Annotated in this window: 9 protein-coding genes; 5 read left to right on the forward strand and 4 right to left on the reverse strand. The window is 34.5% G+C overall.

Annotated elements, in window-relative coordinates; genetic code table 11:
- Window positions 1–114: 114 nt before the first annotated feature.
- Window positions 115–696 (forward strand): HTH-type transcriptional regulator Hpr, encoded by a 582-nt coding sequence (locus LIS78_RS09905; protein WP_252285071.1) that lies wholly within the window; start codon window positions 115–117, stop codon window positions 694–696.
- A gap of 578 nt (window positions 697–1,274) precedes the next feature.
- Here the strand turns inward: LIS78_RS09905 and LIS78_RS09910 are convergent.
- Entirely contained in the window at window positions 1,275–2,414 is a 1,140-nt protein-coding gene (locus tag LIS78_RS09910; RefSeq protein ID WP_195780385.1) for a hypothetical protein, read from the reverse strand.
- A gap of 899 nt (window positions 2,415–3,313) precedes the next feature.
- The gene (locus LIS78_RS09915; RefSeq protein ID WP_252285072.1) at window positions 3,314–4,744 is read right to left on the reverse strand and encodes a hypothetical protein; all 1,431 of its coding nucleotides are present in this window, start codon (window positions 4,742–4,744) and stop codon (window positions 3,314–3,316) included.
- 376 nt (window positions 4,745–5,120) lie between these two features.
- On the opposite strand from LIS78_RS09915, the gene LIS78_RS09920 reads away from it, so the two are divergent.
- Window positions 5,121–5,471 carry a VOC family protein gene (locus tag LIS78_RS09920; protein WP_252285073.1) on the forward strand — a complete coding sequence of 117 codons (351 nt, stop codon included), beginning with the start codon at window positions 5,121–5,123 and terminating at the stop codon, window positions 5,469–5,471.
- Between the two features lie 360 nt (window positions 5,472–5,831).
- Here LIS78_RS09920 and LIS78_RS09930 read toward each other — a convergent pair whose 3' ends face one another.
- Both LIS78_RS09930 and LIS78_RS09935 read right to left on the reverse strand, forming a co-directional pair.
- Window positions 5,832–6,923 (reverse strand): AI-2E family transporter, encoded by a 1,092-nt coding sequence (locus LIS78_RS09930; RefSeq protein ID WP_025751972.1) that lies wholly within the window; start codon window positions 6,921–6,923, stop codon window positions 5,832–5,834.
- Between the two features lie 109 nt (window positions 6,924–7,032).
- On the reverse strand, window positions 7,033–7,227 hold the full coding sequence (locus LIS78_RS09935) for a twin-arginine translocase TatA/TatE family subunit (protein ID WP_252285074.1): 195 nt from the start codon (window positions 7,225–7,227) through the stop codon (window positions 7,033–7,035).
- A gap of 513 nt (window positions 7,228–7,740) precedes the next feature.
- Between LIS78_RS09935 and uxaC the strand changes: the two genes are divergently transcribed.
- From uxaC to LIS78_RS09950, 3 genes are all read left to right on the forward strand, one after another.
- Window positions 7,741–9,162, forward strand: coding sequence for a glucuronate isomerase (uxaC, locus tag LIS78_RS09940; RefSeq protein ID WP_252285075.1), 1,422 nt, complete (start codon window positions 7,741–7,743; stop codon window positions 9,160–9,162).
- 47 nt (window positions 9,163–9,209) lie between these two features.
- Window positions 9,210–10,592: a glycoside-pentoside-hexuronide (GPH):cation symporter gene (locus LIS78_RS09945; RefSeq protein WP_116075945.1), complete on the forward strand. Its 1,383-nt coding sequence runs from the start codon at window positions 9,210–9,212 to the stop codon at window positions 10,590–10,592.
- A 102-nt stretch (window positions 10,593–10,694) separates the two neighbouring features.
- On the forward strand, window positions 10,695–11,708 hold the full coding sequence (locus LIS78_RS09950; protein WP_195780382.1) for a LacI family DNA-binding transcriptional regulator: 1,014 nt from the start codon (window positions 10,695–10,697) through the stop codon (window positions 11,706–11,708).
- The last annotated feature ends 116 nt before the right edge of the window (window positions 11,709–11,824 follow it).

The following is an 11,824-nucleotide window of genomic DNA, read 5'->3' on the forward strand; positions in this document are numbered from 1 at the left end:
GTATTTTTTCGTCTGATTTTGTAGGTATACTGATAAATTAGATGAAATAAAAATGTTTTTTCGCGTTTTAAAAATAAACTAACTTAAAACAGCCTACAAATAAGGAATGATAGTATGTCGAAACAAGAAAGTGAATACACAATAAAAGACGCATCATTGTTTGGATTAAAATTAATGCAGGTAAGTAAAGCCATCTGGAGAGCTGCGGAAGATGACTGGGAGCAATGGGTGAAACCTTATGGTCTGAATGTAAATGAGCATCATATTTTATGTTTAGCTAGTAACACGGGAGAAATCTCTATGTCAGAGTTAGCTAATTTAGGAGCTATGCATATCTCTACAGCATTTAATTTTTCGAAAAAATTAGAAAATCAAGGGTATCTGCATTTGTCCAAAAGAGAAAATGATAAAAGAAACACCTACATCAAATTGACTGAAAGCGGAGAACAATTATTGCTTGATACGCTCAAAGGGTATGAACCACATAACAGTAAGATATGTAAAGGCGCACTTCCTTTAAAAACGTTATACGGCAAATTTCCCGCTTTTCCAGAGCTAGTAACCGTTGTTCGCCATGTTTGCGGCGGCGAGCTTGTGACCGTTGCTGATCAACCTTTTGTGAATATAGAAGAAGTGGGAATAGAAGAAAATGAAGAAAATGAAGAAAAGAAAGAAGTCCAGCTAACTAGTAATTGAACGTAGTGAATAGGGCTTCGTGAAAATATGTGAATAACAGGCTGAGCTGTTTTATACGTGAGAAATTTGACGTATAAAACAGCTTTTTTTATCAGCTGAATTAAATCAACTCATGATTATATCTCATAGATTAGCTTCATCATTTCATATATATACCTGCTATTTATTTGATGCCCTTTATTTTAGAGACATTACTATACATTTATAAGAGATTAAAAAGAAATTAAAGAAATTAAAAACATTGTTAAAACTTATATTGGTAAAAGCCTTCTGCTGACTGAGATTAAAGGGAATTAAGCAATCAAAAAAATTGCAGTTTGCTACAAGAATTTTCACGAAAAAATATAGGCTTTTTTTATACTAGCTATATTTTTTACGCAGTAGTTTGAAAAATAACGTTTATTTATTGTATTTTTTGTTCATTTAGTTGATTTTTTTCATGAAAACGAAAATCATTATCATTTAAAAAGGTTCATTAGAGTTGATAGGCAAATATGTTTTAGTAAGTTAAAGAGAAAAGAAGAATATGAGGAAAATAGAGTAGAAATGAGTAAAAAAAGGCATAACAAAAAAGAGTATTATAGAGCGTTAATTTTTGCCTGATAATACCCGTTGGCAATTTTTCGTATATACGTAAAGAAATTGGACTCCATTTCATGCACAAGAGGGCGAAATGTATCCATCCTTTCTTCTATGTAAGTTTGTTGTAAGTAACGCTGAACGGACGTTAATGATTTTTCGATTATATCTATACCAAACTCATGTACAATGGAATGAATATCTTCCTTTTTAATTGAATAATGGCCAAAAGATTTAAAGAAATTCTTAAACTGAGCAAATGCATGCTCTCCACGGATTTTTTCGATTTCTTTTTGTTTTTTACTATCATGAGCACCAGTTAAATTAAAGCTTAAAATAAAACCATCCTTGATTTTTTCAATAATTGATTTTCTTGGCTGCTTTTCTTCTAATAATGTTTTGACACAATCATCTTTTTCTAGTACATCGATACGGAAAATTGTACTCAATTTACTAGCCATTTCTTTAATAGCAGCTTTATAGCCAATGTATTTTGGAAGAATGTGTTTTACCTCGGTGTAAGATAAAAGTGCTTCTGAATCTTTCTTTACGTTTACATCAGATTCGTATACATACAACGCACGTAAAGCCAGACGCAGCATGTTGATATTTTTAATAGCCAGCAATTGATAAATCACTTCCATCGAAACAGAAGTATAACCACCTTTTGAAGTATATGTACTGTGATCTTCATCAAGCATTTCAGGATTATATGATATGTTTTGAACATCAGCAGCTTCTTTTATATGTAAATCTAAAAAATCCTCTAAATAGTTGTTTAAAGAAACTTGAATATAGTCTCCCCATAAACGATCCCAGCGAATGATGTCATAGTCTTCTAAAAGCTTATTATTATTTTGGACGGTCCGAACGGAACATTGGATTGTATTAGCCAGTTCTTGCTCAGAAATAATTGAAATATGCCCTTGGCTGTTACATTTGGCTACGTAAGCTAAAATTTGCTTCATCAGAGAACCCGTCCACTTTATGTCTACAAAGTTTTTTGCAAGACCAAATGAATGTTTTTCATAGTAATAGCTATTGTCTCGTTTAGTGTTTCTATTCAAGCCGCTCATAACAATCAGCAGTTTATTTGCTACAAGGGTGTGCCGTTTTAGTGACAGCTTTTGTATACTCATGTAGTTACCTCCTTTCTAAAACTATATACGTCGTCTTTTACAGTATAGACACAGTCATATAGGCTGTAAAATGACATATTTACACGGAAAATTGGTGCATTTTTTTACAAGACTAGTGATACCAAGGGACGAGACATCTATTTAAAAGGTGACATATTTGCACGGAGATGTGGAGCAAAAATAGCGTTATATTTCATAAACGTTGATAAAACAGCATTCTGAAAACAAATGTCGTATTATGACGGATGAAATACACAAAATGCGACAAATTCAAAAAAATTTTTGATGTAAAAATGACATATTCGCACGGAGAATAGGAGCAAAAATGATAAAAATAAAAATTCGAGTGGCAAAGTGACACATTTGCACGGAAAATAGGGACAAAAAAAAGAAAAATGCCCTTTTTGAGACACAAAAAGTTCACATTTTTAGAGGGGATAAACAAACATTTGCAGCAAAAATAGTGTTTTTTTAAGAAAGTGGCATGTTTACACGGGAATCTGGAGCAAAAAACACTTTTGCACGGAGGTGTGGAGCAAAAATTGGAGAAAACGAAGAGGGAAAGTCGCTGTCACAAGAAAATTTATGTAAAAGTGGCATATTTGCACGGAAGATTGGAGCCAAACTTATAGTAAATGCAGTATAGGAAGAAAAACGACACATTTGCACGGGAATCTGGAGCAAAAAACAATTATAATACTTTTTTCAGACACAAAAAGTTCACAAAATGATGAGGAAAGTGAAGTTTAATAGCTATATTAGCAGGGGAAATAATATGTTTACATGGAGAATTGGAGCAAAAAAACACTTTTGCACGGAAATGTGGAGCAAAAAATGCAGTGATTAATAGTAGATAGATAAAAAGAATGCCCTTATAAAGATTATAAGAGCATTCTTTTTTAGCCTATAGAACTTGTTACGTTTTGATAAATAGAAAGGGGAGCATATTCGTAATCACCAGCTAATAAGTCTTTTACTTCACTTTCTCCCACAGGAATAAAGGTAATCTGAAACACTTGGCCTACTCTTTTATAAGATTGGACAGCTAGTTTTTGTTCGACTAGCTCATCTAAGGCTGTTTCAATTTCGACAAGGTTTTCTTTTTTTCGTCTTTTTCGAAAGCGGACTCTTGTCGAAAAATATAAATAATCTCTTGTGACATTGTATGAAGATTTTGTTTCATAGCAAATGAGGCGCTCTTTTTGCATAACGAATAGCAAATGATAAGCGGCGTCTAAACTTAACTTTTCTACTTTATTTTTGTAAATGCGCACCGTTTGGCGTTGAATATAGTCTCTATATATCACTTCATTGACGTGAATTTCAGCAATTCGCGTTCCGTTCGGCATCGTAGTAATATCCACAAAGTCAAAAATACCATAGGCAATTTTCTTATTATGCTGTACTTTTGTCATGCTGTAGTGTTTCATTTTCGTAATTCTTTCTTCTATCATCTGATAGTTGCGCTTACTATCTGTTTTATAAAGTGCTTTCACAAGGTCACCAATTTTTACGTTAATGATTTTCTGTGTAGCGAACAATTCGTCGCGTTGGCTCATGATCTCTAAAAACACTTTATAATCAAACCGATCTAAATCACTAATTTTATTTCCATTTTCTTCAGCGTATTCTTTTTCTATTAACAATTCGTAATCTGTCCCGTCTTCAGAGTTATAAGTACTTAAGAAATATTCTTTTCCTTCTTTCTCTAATAGGGGTTGCTCGACGAGAAGCTTTGCTCTTGAGTTAGAGAAAAAAGGATTCTCTACAGTTGAAAAAGGGCTTTCAATAATACTATGATTTCCGTTTTGGAAGCTTGGGTCCAATATAGTCAGTCCAATAATAATAGATATATCCGTGTGGATCGCTTTTTCTCGCTGCGTTTTGGTTTTTTGGTGAATATAGGGATAATCCGTTAAGAAGAAGCTATCTTCTTGACTCCATTCACGTAGAATATCAATTCGTTTATTAATGACTTCTTCCGGAGACGATACGTTTTCAAACTGTTTGCAAAAGAGTTCTTTTCCGTTCGTTTTATAATAAGCTGTTAGCGCTTTGTATTCTCCAATCAGCTCTTTATTCTTCTTAGGCTTTTTTTGCTCATAGTCCCGTATAGCAGCATCTAACCATCTGCGTTTCGTACGATTGAGAAAGTCTTTTTTTAAAATTCTCAACGCTTCGTTTACATCTTTATTTTCAAAGTGCTGCTGATAAAGAGGGAGGATGGTGCTTTCTAAATCACCTTTTATACTTTCATTATAAACAGATAAGAGGCGTAATTTAGATACTCTATCAATGACTTCGCGTATGAGTAAAGATGAATAATCCATACACATCTAACCTCCTTAACCTTAAGTTAGTCATTTTAATTCTTAGCTGGATAGTGGCTTTAAATCTATTGTAATGCACTAAAGTTCCATGCTACAAACAAAAGACGGCTACTATCTATAGTCTATTTTTCATTATACACGTGCAAAGCAGGGGAAGGGGGAGATTTTCTCATTTTCTTTTTTAGTAATCTACATTTGGTCATGAAGTATATACATTTGCCGTGTAGCTTATGTATGGAGTATAACCGTGTCCGCAAGACTACTAATTCTGCTACCGAGTTTAGTGGACTGATAGAAAGTATCTCAAAATAAAAGGATATCAGCGATTAAAAGAGAATACTTTGTAAAACTACTAAACACATACCGGAGGTCATAAATGAACCCTATATTAAATGAAGTAGGCACCGTTTTTATTCCTGTAAAGAATATAAAAAAAGCACGAGATTGGTATTGTGACATACTAGGTTTGATAGCAGGTGGAGACATTTTATATGATCATTTATATGTGATACCTATGAATGGAACAGGAATTGTATTAGATAGCAAAACTTATTCAAAAAATACGCTTTTTAAAACGCCAGCTTTTCATTTGAATACAAACGATATCAAAGAAGCTTATGAATATATGAAAAAGAAAAAAGTAGAGCTAACGACAGGAATTCAACACAATCATTGGTTTACATTTAAAGATCCGGATGGAAATCATCTGATGGTGTGTCAGTGCTGAACCCATGGGAAGATAAAAGACATTAGGACATAACGAAATTACCCCAATCTAAAGACGAACAAATGGGATAAAGGAGCTGAACCGCTTGTGACACCGCTGTTGATTTCCGTGCAAAACTTCGCTTTCTGGGGGCAGCCGATGAGCCTCCTCGTCGCTTGCGTTCCTGCGGGGTCTCATCCCTTCCGCTTTTCCCGCAGGAGTCTTCGCCTTGCCCTCCAATCCACAGCTAGAAGCAGCTGCACGAAAACTACGTTCAATATAACAACAAAAAATCCGAACCATTAATCAGATTAATAGTTCGGATTTAATTTCAACTAAAATACTTTTGTACCAGCTTCTTTATTGTATTGCCTTTGCATTTTACAACTTGATAGATTTGTTTCTGAATTGAATCATTCTTACAATATTTATCACAATTGTTTTTGTTACAGCATAAGCCGGAATCGCTAAGATCATTCCGAGTATTCCTGCAATATTACCCGCAACCAGCAATAAAATAATAATCGTTAAAGGATGAGTGTTTAATTTCTTTCCAATTACCAGCGGAGAAATAATGTTCCCATCGAGCTGTTGAACGATTACGACGACGATAATTACTAATATCGCTTTTGTAGGAGAGTATAATAAACCTACGATTAAAGCGGGTGCTACGCCAATAAAAGGGCCGACGTACGGGATAATATTAGTAAGGGCTCCTATTAGTGCAAGTATCAATGCATAAGGCAACCCGATGATGAGGTAACCAATGAATGTACTAATACCGACAAACAAACAAACGAGCATTTGGCCTTGAATATAAGTAGCTAGCGTATTTGTTGTTTCTTTCATTGTACGTAAAGTTTCTTTTCGATAAGAAGCAGGAACCATACGCAGCGTATTTTTACGAAGTTTATGGCTGTCTTTCAGCATGTAAAAAAGAATGAAAGGAACGGTTACAACTGTAAGCGTAATATTTGTTACGACGCTTAAAACAGATGAAATACTGTTTGTGAGATTCGTAGGTAAAGTAGATGCATAGTTTAAAAGTGACTCTTCAATATGATCGAGCGACACATATTTTTGTTCAACGAGCCAGTTAAACCATCTTGAGTTAGATAAGTCATTTATGTACTCTCTTGTTTCTACAATGTAAGACGGAATATTCTTAGCCAAATCAGTTAATTGTTTAGATAAAGTAGGTCCCACACCGCCCACAATAGAAGCAATTACGCCGATAAAAACAACGTATAATAGTAAAATGGCCAGTGTTTTTGGCACTTTTTTTCTTGTGAGAAATGACACAATTGGTTCGAATAAAAAGAAAAGAAAACCAGCTACAAGAATAGGGAAAAACAAAGTGGAGATAAACACACCGATTGGTAGAAAAACAAACGAAATATGTTTACAAATGTAAATCAGTAAAGCAATCATTAATAGTTCTAATGTCCAAAAATGCAGTTTCGATTTAAACAAAAAGTTACCCTCTTTCTTTACTATTTTTTACTATCATACATCAAAAAAGAAACCCACTGCACGTTAAAAGTGGGCTTTTTAGTGTGTATAACTTTTATTTACATAAAAATTAGGATTTTTCCTCTTTATCTTCAGCGGTATTCTCTGGAGTTTGTTTGTCGTCATCCTGTATAATTCCTTCCGCCGCATTTTTAAATTCTCGCAGGGAATGGCCAAATGCTCGTCCTATGTCCGGCAATTTACTCGGTCCAAATACAATTAAGGCAGTAATCCCGATTACGACCATGCTTGTGGCTCCTGGCATGATATCCTCTCCTTTAGAAGCAATGAATATATGAAAATTAAAAAGAGATAGTAAATAAAGTGCATGTTTATACTATTCACTTTTCTCTTTAAAATTCCTTTATTTTAAATGATACGAAAATAAGGTGCAGCGGCTATGTATGATTTAAATGCTAGTAGTGATATTTTGCATACGAAGTTAATTATAGCATTAAAGACAGCCGTTCGCCTTATTAACCCTGTATAAGCTCTATGCAAAAAAACTTGTTTTAATTCTTTTAGAAACATGTCATAAATCCTGTTTTTTAAAAATGAAGAATCAGTATATGAAAATAAAGAGAGAAAAAAATTGAAAAATATAAAGATAAATTGTTGTAAAATTTAGAAATAAGTAATAGAATTAAATAAAATGTTAACGTTAACATTTTTGGCATTGAAGATTATATCTTATTAATATAGTTATCTATAAATAAGAATATTAATCAATTTATGTAATTTTGTTAACGTTAACAAAAAAGTGAAGGAGTGAATGGGAATGAAAAAGTTTATGGATGACAATTTTTTATTAACAAATGAAACAGCAGCACACTTGTATAATACTTACGCAAAAGATATGCCGATTATTGATTATCACTGTCACTTAAATCCACAGGAAATTTATGAGAATAAACAGTTTAAAACGTTAACTAACGTTTGGCTAGATGGAGATCACTATAAATGGAGACTGATGAGAGCCAACGGAATTGAAGAAGAAAAGATAACAGGGTCAGCGAGTGACTATGAAAAATTTCTCGCGTGGGCTAAAACAGTTCCGATGACAATTGGGAATCCGCTATATCATTGGACGCATCTAGAGTTAAAGCGTTTTTTTGATATTGATGAAATATTAAATGAACATACGGCACCGTTTATTTGGGAAAAAGCAAACGAGAAATTACGCAGCGGTAAGTTTGGTGCAAGAGATTTTATTACACGTTCTAACGTAAAAGTTATTTGTACAACGGATGATCCAACAGATTCATTAGAGCATCATATGAAACTAAGAGATGTCCAAGAGTTTGGGACCCAAGTACTTCCAAGCTTTCGTCCGGATAAAGGGCTTGAAATCAATCAAGAAGGGTTTAAGAGCTGGATTGCAAAGCTGCAATATTGTTCACATCATTCCATTCACACCTATGATGATTTGTTAAAAGCTCTTGAAAGTCGAGCTCGTTTTTTTCATTCCATGGGAGGGCGTTTATCTGATCACGCACTAAATAAAATGGTATATATGAAGACTTCAAAAGAAGAAGTTTCGGAGATTTTCTTAAAAGCCTTAAAAGGTGAAGGCGTAAGTACTGAGGAAGAAAGTAAATACAAGTCATATACGTTAATCTTTTTGGGGAAGCTGTATAATGAGCTAGGTTGGGCAATGCAATTTCACCTTCATGCTCTTAGAAACAATAACACAAAAATGTTTCGCCAGTTAGGGCCGGATACAGGGTATGACTCGATGTATGACGGACAAGTGGCAGAGCCTCTCGTGAAACTTCTTGATCAAATGGAAGTACAAAATAGTTTGCCAAAGACGATTTTATATTCATTAAATCCAAAAGATAATTATGTATTAGCAAGTATAATTGGCAGCTTTCAAGGAGACGGTGTTCCCGGCAAACTGCAGCTCGGCACGGCTTGGTGGTTTAATGATCAAAGAGAAGGTATGTTAGAACAAATGAAAGCGTTATCAAATATTGGGTTATTTAGTCGTTTTATCGGTATGTTAACAGATTCCCGAAGTTTTCTTTCATATACAAGACATGAATATTTCAGAAGACTAGTATGCAGCTTAATCGGTACGTGGGTAGAAGAAGGGGAAGTACCTAATGACCAACAGTTGCTTGAGCAAATTGTAAAAGGAATATGTTATGAAAATGCTAAAGACTACTTTAGCTTCCCAGCCTACACGCTGCAAAATTAAAGACGCAAAACAGTTTAAAGAATTGCAAGGGGAGAAGGGGGATTACCATGAGTGTTGTGGCAACAGAAAGAAAGGTTGAAATAAAAGTAGAAGAGAAAAATCTTAGTGTAAAAGAAAAAATATCTTATGGTATGGGTGATTTTGGTAACGGTTTCATGTTTGATTTAGGGCAATTGTATTTGTTGAAGTTCTTTACAGATGTGGCAGGCATCCCTGCCGCGGCTGCGGGAGGAATTTTTCTAGTAAGTAAGTTATTTGCGGCAGTTTGCGACCCAATTGTTGGTTCGTCCATTGATTACCGAAAAAACATAGGTGCTAAAGGGAAATTCCGGCCGTATTTACTATTCGGAAGTATGGTGTTGGCCATTTTAACCGTACTTACTTTTATTTCTCCAAACCTTTCACCGGCGGGTAAATTAATTTATGCGTACGCTTCTTATATGATTTGGGGAATTGGCTATTCATTTGTCAATATTCCATACGGATCGCTAGGCGCATCCATGACTCAAAATACTTCTGATCGCACGTCTCTTGCTGCTTTTCGTCAAACAGGATCATTAGGTGCACTGTTTGTAACCAGCATTGCTGTTGTACCGCTCATTCTGTTATTTCCAAATGAAAAAATCGGTTATCCCGTTGTCATGGGAATTATGTCGGTCATTGGAATCATCGCTTTTTATGTATGTTATCGCAATTGCAAAGAACGCATTGTCGTAAAAGAGAGTCCAAAAGAAAAATTATCAGTCAAGTCTATTTTTAAAACGTTTGTAAGTAACAAACCTCTTTTAATTTTAGTGTTTATGACGGTATTTACCATTTCAGCTTACAATATTAAATCAGCTATGCTTATTTACTTTGCACAATATAATTTAGGAAATGTTAAATTGATGGCTTACATGAACTTTATTATTATTGGTTCATCCTTTCTAGGAGTCATTATGCTGCCAAAGCTTGTTAGCCGATTTGGAAAAAAGCAAGCGGCAATGATTGGCTTAGGCATCAGTATTGCAGCGGACACAGTAAATTTCTTTATGCCTTCTAACGTCGTAATTTTTACGATTTTAGCAAGTATTGCTTTTATAGGTATCAGCATTCCTAACGGGATTACATGGGCATTTGTATCAGATATTATTGATTACGGTGAATGGAAAACAGGCGAAAGAAAAGAAGGCACAACGTATTCACTGTTCAACTTTTCTCGAAAGCTCGCTCAGTCGCTATCCGGCTTCTTATCAGGTATTGGTTTAGGGTTAGTTGGGTATATCCCAAACGTGGCACAAAAGGCAGGTACATTAGTGGGGATTAAAAGTTTGCTGTTACTATATCCTGCTATTGCTTTATCCATTGCTGCAGTGATTATTGGTTTTATGTATAAGCTAACGGATAAGAAACACGCGGAGATTGTCCAAGATATTCATGCTAGGTCTTAGTCAAAACTGTCATAACATTTACCATTTGCTTATTATTCCTACTAAGTTGTGATATCCTTATAATAAAAATCAATACTGATTCATTAAAGGAAGGTAAATGAAATGGGTGTTACAATTAAGGATATTGCAAAACTAGCAAACGTATCACATACAACGGTTTCACGTGCATTAAACAATAGTCCGCTTATTAAAGAAAAAACAAAAAAGAAAATTTTAGATATTGCAAATACGCTTAACTATATTCCTGATTATCATGCGAAAAATTTAGTTCTACAAAAATCTCATACAATTGGATTGTTTTTTACGAGCATGGCAAACGGTACGTCACCAAGTTTTTTAGTGGATAGTATTAGAGGGGTAAGTAAAGTGATTGATGTTCAGTATAATTTATTTGTAAGAGGCATTGACGATTATGATGATTATACGTACATCAATAATAAACGTTTTGATGCGATTATTTTAATGAGTCAAAGCGATCGTGATAACACCTTTATATACAACGTAGTAGAAAAAGGCATCCCGTTGATTGTGCTCAACCGCCAAGTTGACGATTCATCGATTATTAATATTTTGTCAAATGACAAAGAAGGAGCCTACAAAGCCGGCGAGTATTTGATTGAATTAGGTCACAGACATATTGCGATCATAGAAGGAATAGAAGGCTTTAAATCAACTCAGCAGCGGAAAGAAGGATTTTTTAACTCGTTAATTGATCACAATGTATCTATTCGCCAAGAGTATATGATTCAAGGGAATTACGATATGCAAAGCGGATATGAAGGAATGAAAGCACTGTTAAGGTTGAAGCAACCGCCTACTGCTGTTTTTTGTTCAAATGATGATATGGCAATCGGTGCAATGAATGCCGCATTCGAGTCTGGGCTAAACGTACCCAATGATATCTCAATTATTGGATTTGATGATATTGAATTAGCCAAATACACCACTCCTTCACTAACGACCGTCAAAAGACCAATCGAGAAAATCAGCATGACCGGAGCAGAAGCAGTTTTATCATTAATGAACAAAGATGACAAAAATATGCTGCAAAATAAAGTTTTAATTAATACCGAATTAATGGTTCGCCAGTCTGTAAAGTCACGCTCATCTATGTAGCCGGTTATTTAGTATAACCGGCCCAAAAATGTTAACGTTAACATTTTTATGATTAAAATAATATAAAAATCTATAAAAACAACAATGTTAATGTGTGCAAAGAAGGAGATGCTAAC

It is taken from the genome of Priestia megaterium (assembly GCF_023824195.1).
Taxonomy (GTDB): domain Bacteria; phylum Bacillota; class Bacilli; order Bacillales; family Bacillaceae_H; genus Priestia; species Priestia megaterium_D.

What these genes read in the sequence shown, in the direction of transcription:
- LIS78_RS09905 (WP_252285071.1), top strand. Translation starts at nt 115, where the DNA reads ATGTCGAAACAAGAAAGTGAATACACAATAAAAGACGCATCATTGTTT.
- LIS78_RS09910 (WP_195780385.1), bottom strand. Translation starts at nt 2,414, where the DNA reads ATGAGTATACAAAAGCTGTCACTAAAACGGCACACCCTTGTAGCAAAT.
- LIS78_RS09915 (WP_252285072.1), bottom strand. Translation starts at nt 4,744, where the DNA reads ATGGATTATTCATCTTTACTCATACGCGAAGTCATTGATAGAGTATCT.
- LIS78_RS09920 (WP_252285073.1), top strand. Translation starts at nt 5,121, where the DNA reads ATGAACCCTATATTAAATGAAGTAGGCACCGTTTTTATTCCTGTAAAG.
- LIS78_RS09935 (WP_252285074.1), bottom strand. Translation starts at nt 7,227, where the DNA reads ATGCCAGGAGCCACAAGCATGGTCGTAATCGGGATTACTGCCTTAATT.
- uxaC (WP_252285075.1), top strand. Translation starts at nt 7,741, where the DNA reads ATGAAAAAGTTTATGGATGACAATTTTTTATTAACAAATGAAACAGCA.
- LIS78_RS09945 (WP_116075945.1), top strand. Translation starts at nt 9,210, where the DNA reads ATGAGTGTTGTGGCAACAGAAAGAAAGGTTGAAATAAAAGTAGAAGAG.
- LIS78_RS09950 (WP_195780382.1), top strand. Translation starts at nt 10,695, where the DNA reads ATGGGTGTTACAATTAAGGATATTGCAAAACTAGCAAACGTATCACAT.